This window comes from Harryflintia acetispora, assembly GCA_004340125.1.
Classification (GTDB): domain Bacteria; phylum Bacillota; class Clostridia; order Oscillospirales; family Ruminococcaceae; genus Harryflintia; species Harryflintia acetispora.
In genome coordinates, this window is sequence record SLUK01000002.1 from 199,072 (window position 1) to 213,190 (window position 14,119).

Consider the following 14,119-nt stretch of genomic DNA (forward strand, 5'->3'; position numbering starts at 1 on the left):
AATCAAATCATCAGAACCATCCAAAAGAAACGGCCCGCCGGCAATTGCCGGCGGGCCATTTAGAATATTCCGGTTAAGGTCAAATTTTGGAGTAGCCAAAGCTGTTGGCCAGCGCGTCGATTTTTTCACCCGCCTTGCATTTTGGGCAGTCCCGGAAGGAATAGGTGCTGTAGCCGGGGATATCTTCGCGGGTGAAGAGGGGATGGATTTCGACCCCTTCGATCTCGGGGATGGCGCTGAAGATCGCGGAGATGCCCGCAACCCTGCCATCGTAGTACCGGACGCACTCCAGAGTGCGGTGCATCGTCTTACCGGTGGTGATCGAAGCGATCAGGATCAGCACGTTCTTGCCGGAGATCATCGGCTGCAGGTTATCGCGGAAGAGCATCTGTCCGTTCGAGTTGTACTCTGGCGTGACAAGATAGATATTTTTATTGCTGTTGACCGAGTGGACGTTGGGTTTGGAGAGCTCCTGCGCGAGATAGCTGCCGATGGTTTCGCTTCCGTCCATGCAGACGATGGTGTTGACCAGCGTATTCATCTCATACCGCTTGGCCATCTCAGCCGCCGCATCCATCGCCATCATGTGGCGATGCTTCATGCTGGTGATGTCGATGTAATAATTGATGTGCGAATGGCTGGTCACAAAGTGGCCCGGGATCGCATCGATCGAGATATTGGTATTCCCCTGGTAATAAATGGTTACACCGTTTTCGTTCATGAGAACCCTCCCTTTCAAAACACGTTTGTTATATTATAGCAGCATTGACAAATTTTATCAATTATTTCTTTGGATTTTATTTATTTTAAACGGAGCGATTGCCTTTTTACTTGATTTCCCTGCAGGAGTATATTACAATAGTGTTTAAAAATAATGGGAGGGGTGTGCCTGTGACGATTGATCGGGAAAGCATTGCCGCGGCGATGGGGGAGGCCTTGGCGCCGCTCGTTTTGAAGAATGCGACGGTGCTCAACGTCTATACCGGCGAGCTCTTAGAGTCGGACGTCGCCATCCGGGATGGGATCATCCTCGGGGTTGGCCGCTATCAGGGAGAACGGGAAGTCGATCTTTCGGGCAGGTACCTGGTGCCCGGCTTCCTCGATGCGCACATGCATATCGAGTCCTCGATGACCACTCCCGCCCGCTTGGCAGGAGAGATCCTTCCCTGGGGCACAACCACCGTGATCGCCGACCCGCACGAGGTGGCCAACGTCAGCGGGCTTACGGGGATCGAATACTTCCTCGATGAGGCCGAGGGACTGCCGCTGCATATTTATATCATGCTGCCCTCCTGTGTGCCCTGCACCCCCTTTGAAACCAGCGGGGCCGTGCTGGGGGCCGAGGAGCTGCTGCGCCTCAAGGGGCAGGAAGGCGTGCTGGGCCTGGGCGAGATGATGGACTACGTTGGGGTGGTGCAATGCGACGAGGAGGTCCATAGGAAGCTCGCGGCTTTCCGGGACGGGATCATCGACGGGCACGCTCCGCTGCTGACGGGCAATGCGGTGCAGGCCTACCGGCTGAGCGGCATAGCCACCGACCATGAGTGCTCGCGGGAGGACGAGGTCCTCGAAAAGCTGCGCGCAGGGTTCTATCTCCTGGTGCGGGAGGGGTCGGCGGCAAAGAATCTGGAGGCGATCCTGCGCGCCGTGCAGAAGAACGGCCTGGGCTACGACCGCCTCGCGTTTTGCACCGACGACAAGCATCTCGAGGACATCAGCCGCGAGGGGCATATCAGCCACAACATCCGCCGTGCCATCGGGTTCGGGGTACCGGCGGTGCAGGCCTACCGGATGGCAACCTTAAACCCCGCGCAGATTTATGGCCTGCGCCAGCTGGGCGCAATCGCCCCGGGCTGTCGGGCCGACCTGGTGGTGCTGGATGATCTGGAGCGGGTCAAAATCCATTCGGTCTACTGCGGCGGAAAGCTGGTCAGCGAGCGGGGGAGCGCGGAGCGCCTCACCGGCGCACCCTGCCCCGCCGCCCTTTTGGACACGGTCAAGGTCGCGCCCGTGAATGAGCAGGACCTGCGCCTGCCGCTGGGCCGGAATCCCACCCCGGTGATCGGGCTGATCCCGGGACAGATTGGCACCTCCTGTCTGCTTGAAGAGGTCGGGCAGGAGGGGGACTGCTTCCAGGCGGACCGGGTGTATCAGAAAATTGCGGTCGTCGAGCGGCACCACGCCAGCGGCCGGGTCGGGGTCGGGATCGTCAAGGGCTTCTCGGTGCACGGAGCGATCGCCACGACTGTGGCCCACGACTCGCACAACCTGATCGTGATCGGGGACAACGACCGTGACATGCTCTGCGCCATCCGGGAGCTGTGCCGCTGCGAGGGCGGCTATACCCTGGTACAGGACGGCCGGGTGGTCGATACCCTGCCGCTTCCCATCTGCGGGCTGATTAGTGATGAGGAGCCCGCGGCGGTCAAGGAGCGCATTGCAGATATGACGCTCGAGGCGCACCGGATGGGCGTCCCCGAGGGATTCGAGCCCTTCATCACCATGTCCTTTTTGGCGCTGCCGGTCATTCCAGAAATCCGGATTACCGACAAGGGAGTATTCGATTCCTTACACTACCGTTTCATCAAAAATTGAGAAACCGGCTGCAGCCATTCCGGAACCACTCGTATGGAAGTATTGAAAGCCTTGCTTTCAATACTTTGGAAAGGGCGCAGCTTCAATCTCCGCCCTGAAGAAAAAATGCGCCCTTTTACGCGAGCACGCATAAGGAAGTATGGCAGGCAAAGTCTGCCATACTTTGGGAGGGGCGCAACGCCACCCCTGTCCGGAAGAAAAGAAGGGCGCTCCTTGGTAGTAGCCGGTTTTTTTAAAACCACTTTTTCCGTTTAAAGATCAGCAGGATCACCACCAGGATCCGCTCAAGATAGGCCCTGTGCGGATAGCTTGAAAGGCCCGGGAAGGGCTCCAGCTTGTCGCGTTTGACCGAATAGGACATCAAATATCCCCCGAATCAGGTTTTTCGGCGAATTGGTAGCAAATTACAGATTATTTTGTTATAATATAGCTTAACACAGGCGAGGTGGATTCGCCACCAGATTGGATAAAAATTACAAGTGGGGGATTTCAATGAAAAAATGGACGGTGCTCCTGCTCGCGGCTGTCGCCGCCGCAGGGCTGCTGGCAGGCTGCCAGGGCTCGCAGCAGGCCGGTGGGGGAGGGCTCTTCGGGTCAAAGAAGCTGACGGTCGGGGTGAACGCCTCACTGCCGCCGCTGAGCTTCGAGGAAAATGGCGAGGCCACCGGCTTCGACGTGGAATACGTCAGAGAGCTTGCCTCCCGCATGGGGATGGAAGCTAAAATCGAGACGGTGGATTGGCAGGGTAAGGCGCAAGCGCTCGGGGAAGGCAAGGTGGAGCTGCTCATCGGGGGCCTGACCGCCTCGCAGGGGGGCGATCTGCTCCTCACGAAGCCCTACCGCTCCGGCTCTCAAGTAATTATGACCACCGATTACAGTGGGATCACCCGCAAGAAGGACCTGGCAGGCAAGCGCTTGGGTCTCTGCGTTGGGAGCGCCGGCGAGGGCGCGCTCGGCGCAGACGAGGCGGCGTCGCAGATCGGCGAGCTCATGCAGTATTCCGACAGCGCCGCCGCGCTTGCGGGGCTGCGGGAAGGCCGGGTGGACGCGGTCCTGGTGGACGGGGACACGGCCCGCTACCTCGCAAAGGAGGAGCCGGGATATTTGATACTGCCCGAGGAATTTTCCGGTGAGCAGTATGTCATCGCTCTCAAGTCGGGAAACGACAAGCTGCTTGGGCAGGTCGAGGCGGCGATGGACGAGATGGAGGCCGACGGCTTTACCGGGACGCTGATCGCCAAATGGTTCCCCGGCGCACCGGCTGAAAGCGAAGAGGCAAAATAGGCCGGAGAAACCAAAAAAACGGATGGGCCCGTCGGGCCCATCCGTTTTTTAACTTATATTATTTCTTGGAGTTTGCCTTCATGCGCAGGGCGTTATTGAGAATTCGCTTGCGGATGCGGATGTTCTCCGGAGTAATCTCGAGCAGTTCGTCCTCCCCGATAAATTCGAGCGATTCCTCCAGGCTCATGCGCTTGGGCGGAACCAGGCGCAACGCGTCGTCCGAGCCGGAGGCACGGGTGTTGGTCAACTGCTTCTTCTTACAGACGTTCACCGCGATGTCCTCCGCCTTGGGGGAGCGGCCGACGACCATCCCCTCGTAGACCGGCACGCCCGCGCCAATGAAGAGCTCTCCGCGCTCCTGGGCGTTGTAAAGCCCGTAAGTGATCGACTCGCCCGTCTCAAAGGCGATGAGTGAACCGTAGTTGCGCCGGGGGATATCCCCCTTGTGGGGCTCATATCCGGCAAAGATGGTGTTGAGGATCCCCTCGCCCTTGGTATCGGTCATGAACTGGCTGCGGTAGCCGAACAGGCCCCGGGAAGGGATTTTGAATTCGATCCGCATCCGGCTGCCCTGGGGGGTCATATGGGTGAGCTCACCCTTGCGCTGGCCCATCTTCTCCATGACCGAGCCCATGTATTCCTCGGGCACGTCGATCACCAGCTCCTCCATCGGCTCCATCAGCTGGCCGTTTTCGGTCTTGGTGAGCACCTTCGGGGTGCTGACCTGGAACTCGTACCCCTCGCGGCGCATGGTTTCGATCAGGATGGACAGGTGCATTTCGCCCCGGCCGCAGACCCTGAAGCTCTCGGTGGTCTCGGTGTCCTCCACCCGCAACGACACGTCCTTGAGCAGCTCGCGGTAGAGCCGCTCGCGCAGATGGCGGGAGGTGACGAACTTGCCCTCGCGCCCGGCGAAGGGGCTGTCGTTGACCGAGAAGGTCATCTCCATGGTGGGCTCGGAAATCTTGACGAAGGGGAGTGCCTCCACCGCGTCGGTCGCGCACAGGGTGTCGCCTATGCTGATATTTTCGATCCCCGAGATGCACACGATGTCGCCCATCTTGGCTTCGGTGCAGGGGACCCGCTTGAGCCCGTCGAACTGATAGATGTTGACGACCTTGCTCTTGAATTTCTTTTCCGGGTCGTGGTAGTCGCAGACGACGATCTCCTGATTCTGCTTGACCTGCCCGCGTTCGATCCGGCCGATGGCGATCCGGCCGACAAAGGAATTGTAGTCGATCGAGGAGACGAGCATCTGAAACGGCCCTTCCAGATCGCCTTCGGGCGCCGGAATCTGCTCGAGAATCTTGTCGAAGAGGGGACACAGATCGCTCCCCGGGAACTCGGGGGAATAGGAGGCGGTGCCGTCCCGCCCCGAGCAGAAGATGACGGGGGAATCGAGCTGTTCCTCCGAGGCGTCCAGATCGAGCAGCAGCTCGAGCACCTCGTCGGGCACCTCCTTGAGCCGGGCGTCCGGCTTGTCGATCTTGTTGATCACCACGATCACCCGGTGTCCGAGCTCCAGCGCCTTCTGCAACACGAACCGGGTCTGGGGCATGGGGCCCTCCGAGGCATCCACCAGCAGGATGACGCCGTTGACCATCTTGAGCACCCGCTCCACCTCTCCGCCGAAGTCGGCATGCCCGGGGGTGTCGATGATGTTGATCTTGACATCCTTATAATAGGTGGACGTGTTCTTGGCCAGAATGGTGATTCCGCGCTCGCGCTCAAGGTCGTTGCTGTCCATCACGCGGTCCTCGACCACCTGGTTTTCCCGAAACACGCCGCCCTGCTTGAGCATTTCATCCACCAGGGTGGTTTTGCCGTGGTCGACGTGCGCGATGATCGCGACGTTGCGCAAATCCTCTCTCATCAAAACTGATTCCTCCAATGTTTGCCCGCTTCCGGCGGGCTTTCCGACTCATTTTTTACAACTATTTATTCTACCACATTCGCGCTTATAACACAATCTTTTTCTCTTGTCTTATACATCAATATGAAAAGGATGGGAAAAGCTCGGCCATTTGATACAAAAATAACGCCCGGACGGGGAGAAAAAACTGATATAACTGTATAAAGATGAATAAATATAAATATTTTTTCAAAAAACTCTTGATTTTACTGGCGTTGAGTGTATAATAAATGCATAGCCTCAAACGAGGTACATAAAACAACGAACAATTACTGGAGGAGTTTATATGAAAAAGATTCTGGCAGTCCTGTTGGCCGTTTCGATGACGGCCGTGTTCGGCGCCTGCTCGTCGGGCGGCGGCGCCACTTCGTCCGAGACGAGCGAGCCCGCAAGCTCTGAGGCGGCGCCCGAGAGCTCCGAGGCCGAAGCTCCCGAAAGCTCGGAGGCTTCTTCCGAAGAATCCGAGGCTCCGGCCGACACCGGCAACATGCCGACCGTTGAGAAGATCAAGGAGAAGGGCGAGCTTGTCATGCTGACCAACGCCGCCTTCCCGCCGTTCGAGTATGTCGACGGCTCTGAGATCACCGGCGTGGACGTCGAGATCGCCCAGGCAATCGCTGACGAGCTGGGCGTCAAGCTGTCCGTCACCAACATGGACTTCGACCCGATCATCGACTACATCAAGACCGGGAAGGGCGACCTCGGGATCGCGGGCATCACCGCCAACGAGGAGCGCGAGAAGGCGGTCGATTTCTCGACCTCCTACATCACCACCACCCAGTACATGATCCTGCCCACCGGCGTGGACGGCGCCACCTTCGACCCGAACGGGAAGATCATCGGCGTGCAGCAGGGCACCACGGGCGACAATTACTACGCTTCCGATCCGGAGGTCATGCAGCCCAAGGAGGTCAAGCGCTACAAGAGCGCGGTTGACGCCGCCGCCGACATGGCGCTCGGGCGTGTGGACTGCGTGATTATCGACGAGATGCCCGCCAAGGCGATCGTCGCCAACAACCCTGACAAGATGCAGGCTTACGACCCCGGCTATGACAAGGAGAGCTACTCCATCGCCATGATGAAGGGCAACGATTCCCTCAAGCAGGTGGTGGACAGCGTCCTGCAGAAGCTGGCCGACGAGGGCAAGATCGAAGAGATGATCGTCAAGCACACGTCCAACCAGTAAAACGGGATAAAACCGAATGCGAATCCTCGGCAGACAGCAGAATATCCTGCTGTCTGCCCTGTTTTGCAAGGGAAGGGGAAGAGTATGAACGCAATGACGCTCAGCCTATTCGGCGATATTCTGGATAAGCTGAACACCGCGCTGCTCGTACAGGACCGGTACAAGCTGATCCTGACGGGTCTCAAGAACACGCTGCTCATGGCGGTGTTCGCCACCATCATCGGCACGCTGATCGGCGTGATCGTGGCGGTGATCAAATACTTCGCACAGGGGAATAAAAAGCTGACGCCCCTGGGATGGGTGTGCGACCTGTATACCACTGTGATCAGGGGCACGCCGGTGGTGGTCCAGCTGCTGATCTGGTCCACCGTCATCCTGACCGGAATTCGGGAGGCGCTGCCAATCGCGATCATCGGCTTCGGGATCAATTCGGGTGCCTATGTCGCCGAGATCATCCGCGCCGGGATCGACTCGATCGACAAAGGGCAGACCGAGGCGGGACGCTCGCTCGGGCTCAACCGGATCCAGACCATGCGCCTGATCGTTATGCCGCAGGCGGTCAAGAACATTCTGCCTGCGCTGGCCAACGAATTCATCGCCCTGCTTAAGGAGACCTCGGTCGCGGGCTACATCGCCATGCACGATTTGACCAAGGCGGGGGAAATGATCAAGAACAATACCTTTGACGGGACCGCGCTTTTCGTGGTCGCGATTATCTACCTGGTGCTGGTTGTGGGCATGACCAAGCTCCTGGGGCTGCTGGAAAGGAGGCTGAAGAAGGGTGATCTCCGTTCATAACCTACATAAGTCCTTCGGCGACAACAAGGTCCTCAGGGGGATCGACGAGCAGATCGCACAGGGGGAAAAGGTCGTGGTGATCGGTCCCTCCGGCTCGGGCAAGTCCACCTTCCTTCGTTGCCTCAACCTGCTTGAGGAGCCCACCTCGGGGGAGATTACCTTCGAGGGGGTCAACATCACCGACAAGAAGTGCGACATCAACAAGATGCGCCAGAAGATGGGGATGGTCTTCCAGCACTTCAACCTCTTTCCCCATCTGACGGTTCTGCGCAATATTACTTTAGCGCCGGTCCAGCTCGGGCTGCAAAGCCAGAAAGAGGCCGACAAAAACGCGATGAAGCTGCTCGAGCGGATCGGGCTAAGCGATAAGGCAGAGGCCTATCCGCCCCAGCTCTCGGGCGGGCAGAAGCAGCGGATCGCCATCGTGCGCAGCCTGGCCATGAACCCGGACGTCATGCTCTTCGACGAGCCCACCTCCGCGCTCGACCCCGAGATGGTGGGGGAGGTGCTCGAGCTGATGAAGGAGCTGGCGCTGGAGGGGATGACCATGGTGGTGGTCACCCATGAGATGGGCTTCGCCCGCGAGGTGGCCACCCGGGTGCTCTTCATGGACGAGGGGCAGATCGTCGAGCAGGCCCCGCCGCAGGAGTTCTTCAGCAATCCGAAGAATCCGCGCCTCAGGGACTTCCTTTCCAAGGTGCTGTGACCTATATCGTATCTGAAAAAGAATGCCGTAAGGAAACCTCACGGCATTCTTTTTCTCTGTTTCGGTTCCTGGCCGGCATTGAAAGTTTATACGCCCAATTGACTTGAACTATAAAATATAGTACTATAGTTTATACTGCTATACAGAGGGTATTTCAAACGCAGAGTTTTGTGCCTATACCGCCGGTAGCGGCAATTTCGCACGGCGAAACCGGCACGAAACGTCCAGAAAGGAATGGTTATTTTATGGAGCATGTCAGCAATGATTTCCAGGTTTTTATGGATGAATCGGGCGAGGTAGGCAAGGCTTACATGGAGTCGGTGATGAAGATATCATCCGCCAGCGCGCTCGGGCCGAAGGTGCAGGAGCTGTGCTACCTTTCGGTGCTCGCAGCGGTGGGGCTAAGGAGCGGCATGGACTTCCATGTGCGCCATGCAAAGGCGCTGGGCGCCACCCGGGACGAAGTGAAAAGCGCCATCCTCGCGGGGTTGCCCGCGGTCGGGCTGGTGATCACCGGGTCGCTCGCCCCGGCGCTGAAGGCCTTTGACGAGGCGGGTGAACCGCTTTGATGTCCACCGTCGATCTCATCATCCTGGGGCTGGTGCATGAGCAGCCGCTGAGCGCCTATGACATCCAGAAGGCGGTCAATTACCGCAACCTCGACCGCTGGGTCAAGGTGAGCACCCCCTCGATTTATAAGAAGGTGCAGAGCCTCGCACAGCGGGGTTTCCTCTCCTGCGAAAGCCAGCCGGGCGGCAGCCAGCCGGCAAAGACAGTCTATTCCATCACCCCGCTGGGACGGGAATATTTTGCCGAGCTGATGGAGGGGATCGCCCGGCAGTCGGTGTCCATCCTTTTCGATTTCAACGCTGTGGTGGCCAACCTCAATAAGCTTCCGCCCGCGCAGTCCCGGCGGTTGATCGGGGAGATCAAGGAAAACATCGCAGGCACGAGGGATTTTATGGAGGAGATGGCCGCGCAGCGTGAGCATATTCCCCTGGTGGGCCGCGCGGTGCTCGGCCAGCAGGTTGCGGTGGCGCACACCCTGTTGGATTGGATCCGGGGCTTTGAGCGGGATTTCGATGAAGAAGACCGCTGAAAAGAGCCCCTCCGGCTTCGTAAAACGAAGCCGGAGGGGCTCTTTTAATGCCGTTCAGAAGGCAGCTCCACCACGAAGGTGGCGCCGCCGCCCGGAGTATCCCGCACAAAGATATGGCCTCTGTGCAGCTCGACGATTTCTTTCGCGATCGAGAGTCCCAAACCGTAGTGCTCCTTGTTCGAGCGGGAGCTTTCGACCCGGTAAAAGCGCTCGAAGATATGCGCCTTGTGCTCGTCCGGGATTCCGTTTCCGGTGTCCGAAACCAGGATTTGCAAAGCGTTGTGGGGTACCTTGACGCATAGAGTGATCCTGCCGCCTCTGGGGGTATAGCACAGCGCGTTGTCCAGCAGCACCGAGAGCACCTGCCCCAGGCGCTGCCGGTCCCCCTGGATTTTGGGCAGCGGCTCTTCGTCCTCCAGGAGCAGCCGCAGCGAGATTCCCCGCTCGGCGGCCAGACTCTCATAGAGCTCGCAGGTGTCCAGCAGCAGGGTTTCGACCTCCAGCGGCTGAAAGCTCACACTCCAGGTCTTGGCATCCCGGCCGGCCAAAAGCAGCAGGTCGTCCACCAGCCGGGACATCCTGCGGCATTCGGTCCCGATGGCGGCGGCGAAGCGCTTCGCCTGCTCGGGCGCGGCCTTCGGGATGGCCGAGGCGCTGGTGCCGATCACGGCAAGCGGGCTGCGCAGCTCATGCGAGGCGGCGGCGATGAAGCGGGTCTGGCGCACCCGGCTCTCCTCCACCGGGCGCAGGGCCCGGCCGGTGAACCACCAGCTGAAAAGGGCGAGCAGCAAGGTTCCCATCAGCACCAATGCGGCGAAGAGCTCCAGCCGGCAGATCCCTTGGAGATAGGGGAGGCGCATATCTTTGAGCACGATGAGGTTGAGCCAGCCCATCGGGGTGGAGGTGGCCGCAGCGGCTCCGAGATAGGGCTCGCCCGCCTCTCCTGACAGCGAGAAGGTGACGACGTCCGCCTCGATGGTCGAGGAGGGCGGCTCTGACCAGTGAAACCCCTTTGCCGCGGCTGCCTCCTTGCCGAGCGCGATCAGCTGCGCGCGGTCGGTGGAGGTGGGGTAGCTGCCCTCGAAGCGCAGGGGGGAGCCCTTGTCCTCGATATGGATGAGCAGACGGTTTCCGTTTTCGGTCTGCGCCAGCCAGGAGCGGTCGATCACCGACTGGAACTGCAGATGGTACAGGATGGAGTTGAGGTCGCTGCGCAGTGCGACGGCGTCGCTCTCCTCCTGCTGGCGCTGGGCGATATAGAGCACTCCGGCCGCCATCGAGGTCAGAATGACGGCTGTAATCAGGGTGCACAGCAGGGTCAGGCGCAAATGCAGCTTTTTAAACATCGCTCTTCTCCAGCCGGTAGCCGGTGCCGCGCACCGTCTTGATCTGCAAGGCGCTGCCGACCGCGCGCAGCCTGCGCCGCAAAAAGTGGATGTAGTTGTCGAGGTTCCCGTCCTCCACCATGGCGTCCGGGCCCCATACGCGGGAGAGCAGGGTCTGCCGCGGGAGGGTCTGGCTGGGGTTTTTGAAGAACATTTCAAAAAGGTCCGCCTCCCGCTTGGAGAGGGAGCACTCCTTCCCGCCGCGCATGAGCTTCTTTTCCATCCCGTCGAAGGAGACGTCCCCGAAGCTCATAACCTGGCTGCTCTCCCAGGCGCGGGGCCGGCGGCCCATCGCCCGGATGCGCGCAAGCAGCTCCTCGATGGCGAAGGGCTTGACCAGATAGTCGTCTGCTCCCGCATCCAGCCCGTCCACCCGGTCCCCGATCCCGTCGAGCGCAGTCACCATCAGCACCGGGGTGGTGTTTCCCGCCCGGCGTGCCCGGCGCAGGATTTCGAGCCCGCCTAGGCGGGGGAGCATGCGGTCTAAAATTACCAGGTCGTACGCCCCTTCGAGTATGTAGCGCAGCCCGTCGTCCCCGTCGCTGCAAGCGTCCACGGTATAGCCCTCCTGCCGGAGCTGAAAGATGACCGCCTCACAGAGCGCTTCGTCATCCTCGATCATCAGGATTCGCATGGCGCTTATCCTCCTTTGTCTGTTCTGATCCTTACTCTACCACCCTTTCCTCTAACCTTCCTTGAAAAAAGACACGTTGAACGGCTTTTCAATATCGAGACGATTGAGCCTTTGGAGAAAATTTAGAGATTGGGATGATACCATGTGTTCCAGAGTACATCATAACATTTTTTTGGAGGAAACGGCATGAAAAAGTTTGGAAAACGTCTGCTTGCGTTTCTGCTGGCCGGAAGTTTGGGGCTGCTCAGCGCCTGCTCCGGCTCGGATACGCCGGCGCAGTCGAGCTCTGGGGATGTCCCGAAGGCCGGGAATACCGCGATGGGCAGATACATAGAGGAAGAATACGCCTGGCCGCAGGAGGTCACCCGTTCGGCGGGCATGTTCCGTCTTTCGGACGGCTCGCTGAGAGTGCTGGGGAGCATTTTCGATCCCGGAACCTTCCACCCCTGGTATTTCTACAGCTCGAAGGACGGCGGGAAGAGCTGGCAGAAGGAGGAGGAAAGCCCGCTTTCCAACCTTGACAGCGACGCCTTTATCCAGGCGGCAACCTATGACAGAGAGGGAAATTTCTATTTTACCTACACCGTCTACTCCCAGGAGTTCCAGGATATTCTCAACGAAGCGATGAGCACCGGCGAGATTCCCGAGGATTTGACCTATCCGCCGGACCACCATATGAAGGTCGCGCCCGACGGCACGATGACCGAGCTTTCTATCGAGATGGACAAGGACAGTATGGGGCGCGATGCCTTCACCGGCTATCAGATCGCGGACAATGGCGACATGGTGGTGGAGAATTACGGCACCCTCGCATCCTATGACCTGGCAAGCGGGAAGAAGAAAAATTCCTTTGTCCCCCAAAACGGAGTGGACGACTACCTGCTCATCGGTGGCACCGTCTATATCGTCAGCGGCAATGAGATCGTGCTGTACGATCTGGAGAGCGGGGAGGCCACCGGCGAGACCATCCCGATGGAAGGGTATTCCGGCGGCGGCGCGCTGAGTGTCGGGGAGGACCAGAAGTCGATCGTGCGGGCGGACAGCACCGGCATTTACCGCTATCTGCTCGACGGCAGCGTCTGGGAACAGATCGTCGAAGGCTCCCTCACCTCGCTGGGTATGCCTTCGGTCCATATCGGCAGTATCTTCGAGATGGAAAACGGGGACTTCCTGGTGCGCTCCTCCGGGGACGACGGCTACCAGCTGCTCCATTATACCTTCTCGGCCGACACCCCCGCGGTGCCCACCGAGGAGATGAACGTCTATTCCCTCAGCGACAGCAGCACCCTGCGCCAGGCCATCGGGCTTTATCAGCGTGAGCACCCGGAGCTTCGGATCAACTTTACCGTCGCGCTCGATCCGGACACCGCCATCACCGCCTCGGACGCCATCCGCTCGCTGAACACCGAACTGCTCGCGGGCAAGGGCCCCGACCTGCTGGTACTCGACTCTCTGCCGATCGACAGCTATATCGAGAAGGGGGTCCTCAGCGACCTGTCCTCCGCCGTCTCGCCGCTGGCGCAGAGCGGCGAGCTGCTCGAAAACATTGCGAATACCTACAGTAAGGACGGCAAGCTCTTTGCCGTGCCTGCCCGCTTCGGGGTGCCCGAGCTCTGGGGCCCGAGCGAGCTGATCGACAGTGCGAAGGATCTAAGCAGCTTCGCCGATTGGGTCGTCGCCGAGCATGAGAGGAATCCGCAAGCGAGAGCGCTTATCCGCATGAAGCCCGAGCAGCTGATTTCCGACTTTTACTATACCTGCGCGCCGGCCTGGCGGGACGAGGACGGGAGCATCAAGGAAGCCGAGTTTGAGAAGTTTTTGACCGATATCAAGCGGATCGCCGACGCCGTGCAGGAGATCCCCGCCGACTATCCGTATCCCTTTGACGACGAGGGCACCAACTTCCTTTGGGGAGGGGTCTACTGGGCCAATGGGCTGGTCAACACCGTGCTGGGCCTTTCCCAGACCACCGAAGACCTCGCCTCGCCCGATGCGGCGGCGACCTACCGCGGCGACGGAAAATTTGCCATCCTGCCCGGGCAGGCGCAGAACGTCTATGTGCCGCAGACCTTGCTGGGGATCAACCAGAATTCCACCCAGCAGGAAAACGCTCTTGGGCTGATCGAGACCGTCCTTTCCTACGAAGTGCAGAAGAACGACTTCGAGGACGGCTACTGCCTGAATATCAAGGCGCTCGACGAAAGCGCGCTGACCCCGTATGAAGAAGGGGACGACGGGATGCAGGCCCCGCTTTACATCGATGGGGAAGAGAAAATTTTCCAGATTATCTGGCCGAGCGACGAGACGATGGCCGGGATCATGGAGAAGATCAAGGGCCTTTCCACCCCCTCCACGGCCGATCCGGTGCTGCTGCAGATGATCCTGGATGAGACAAAGGATTTCTTTGCCGGCGCCAAGACGGCCGGGGAGGCCACCGCAGCCCTGGTGCAGCGCACCCAGGCTTATCTGGCGGAGTAAGAAAGCAAAATTAATTATGAGCGAGGCAGCCGTCCGTCCATC

At 59.4% G+C, this 14,119-nt stretch carries 13 protein-coding genes; 8 read left to right on the forward strand and 5 right to left on the reverse strand.

The window, feature by feature from the left end:
• Positions 1-79 precede the first annotated feature (79 nt).
• On the reverse strand, positions 80-721 hold the full coding sequence (locus tag EDD78_RS03585) for a type I phosphoribosyltransferase (RefSeq protein ID WP_079699368.1): 642 nt from the start codon (positions 719-721) through the stop codon (positions 80-82).
• 170 nt (positions 722-891) lie between these two features.
• On the opposite strand from EDD78_RS03585, the gene ade reads away from it, so the two are divergent.
• Positions 892-2,595 carry an adenine deaminase gene (gene ade / locus EDD78_RS03590; protein WP_286170701.1) on the forward strand — a complete coding sequence of 568 codons (1,704 nt, stop codon included), beginning with the start codon at positions 892-894 and terminating at the stop codon, positions 2,593-2,595.
• Between the two features lie 232 nt (positions 2,596-2,827).
• Here the strand turns inward: ade and EDD78_RS14170 are convergent, their stop codons facing one another.
• Positions 2,828-2,956: a hypothetical protein gene (locus EDD78_RS14170; protein WP_286170702.1), complete on the reverse strand. Its 129-nt coding sequence runs from the start codon at positions 2,954-2,956 to the stop codon at positions 2,828-2,830.
• A gap of 131 nt (positions 2,957-3,087) precedes the next feature.
• Here EDD78_RS14170 and EDD78_RS03595 point away from each other — a divergent pair, with 131 nt between their 5' ends.
• Positions 3,088-3,879 carry a substrate-binding periplasmic protein gene (locus tag EDD78_RS03595; RefSeq protein ID WP_132083989.1) on the forward strand — a complete coding sequence of 264 codons (792 nt, stop codon included), beginning with the start codon at positions 3,088-3,090 and terminating at the stop codon, positions 3,877-3,879.
• Positions 3,880-3,937: 58 nt separating this feature from the next.
• On the opposite strand, the gene typA is transcribed toward EDD78_RS03595, so the two are convergent.
• The gene (gene typA, locus EDD78_RS03600) at positions 3,938-5,755 is read right to left on the reverse strand and encodes a translational GTPase TypA (protein ID WP_079699366.1); all 1,818 of its coding nucleotides are present in this window, start codon (positions 5,753-5,755) and stop codon (positions 3,938-3,940) included.
• 322 nt (positions 5,756-6,077) lie between these two features.
• On the opposite strand from typA, the gene EDD78_RS03605 reads away from it, so the two are divergent.
• The 5 genes from EDD78_RS03605 to EDD78_RS03625 all read left to right on the forward strand — a co-directional run bounded on the left by EDD78_RS03605 (position 6,078) and on the right by EDD78_RS03625 (position 9,580).
• Positions 6,078-6,977, forward strand: coding sequence for an ABC transporter substrate-binding protein (locus EDD78_RS03605; protein ID WP_132083990.1), 900 nt, complete (start codon positions 6,078-6,080; stop codon positions 6,975-6,977).
• Between the two features lie 84 nt (positions 6,978-7,061).
• Positions 7,062-7,775, forward strand: coding sequence for an amino acid ABC transporter permease (locus EDD78_RS03610; protein WP_350308573.1), 714 nt, complete (start codon positions 7,062-7,064; stop codon positions 7,773-7,775).
• Entirely contained in the window at positions 7,759-8,481 is a 723-nt protein-coding gene (locus EDD78_RS03615) for an amino acid ABC transporter ATP-binding protein (protein WP_132083991.1), read from the forward strand. Before EDD78_RS03610 ends, EDD78_RS03615 begins: the two co-directional genes overlap by 17 nt.
• 245 nt (positions 8,482-8,726) lie before the next feature.
• Positions 8,727-9,050 (forward strand): carboxymuconolactone decarboxylase family protein, encoded by a 324-nt coding sequence (locus tag EDD78_RS03620; RefSeq protein WP_079699363.1) that lies wholly within the window; start codon positions 8,727-8,729, stop codon positions 9,048-9,050.
• A complete protein-coding gene (locus tag EDD78_RS03625) occupies positions 9,050-9,580 on the forward strand; it encodes a PadR family transcriptional regulator (protein WP_132083992.1) in 531 nt (176 codons plus the stop codon). Before EDD78_RS03620 ends, EDD78_RS03625 begins: the two co-directional genes overlap by 1 nt.
• A gap of 44 nt (positions 9,581-9,624) precedes the next feature.
• Here EDD78_RS03625 and EDD78_RS03630 read toward each other — a convergent pair whose 3' ends face one another.
• Together EDD78_RS03630 and EDD78_RS03635 are read right to left on the reverse strand one after the other, a co-directional pair.
• A complete protein-coding gene (locus EDD78_RS03630; protein WP_132083993.1) occupies positions 9,625-10,926 on the reverse strand; it encodes a sensor histidine kinase in 1,302 nt (433 codons plus the stop codon).
• Positions 10,919-11,599, reverse strand: a complete 681-nt coding sequence (locus EDD78_RS03635; protein WP_132083994.1) for a response regulator transcription factor — start codon at positions 11,597-11,599, stop codon at positions 10,919-10,921. The genes EDD78_RS03630 and EDD78_RS03635 overlap by 8 nt, the downstream gene beginning before the upstream one ends.
• Positions 11,600-11,785: 186 nt before the next feature.
• On the opposite strand from EDD78_RS03635, the gene EDD78_RS03640 reads away from it, so the two are divergent.
• The gene (locus EDD78_RS03640) at positions 11,786-14,077 is read left to right on the forward strand and encodes an ABC transporter substrate-binding protein (RefSeq protein WP_132083995.1); all 2,292 of its coding nucleotides are present in this window, start codon (positions 11,786-11,788) and stop codon (positions 14,075-14,077) included.
• Positions 14,078-14,119 lie beyond the last annotated feature (42 nt).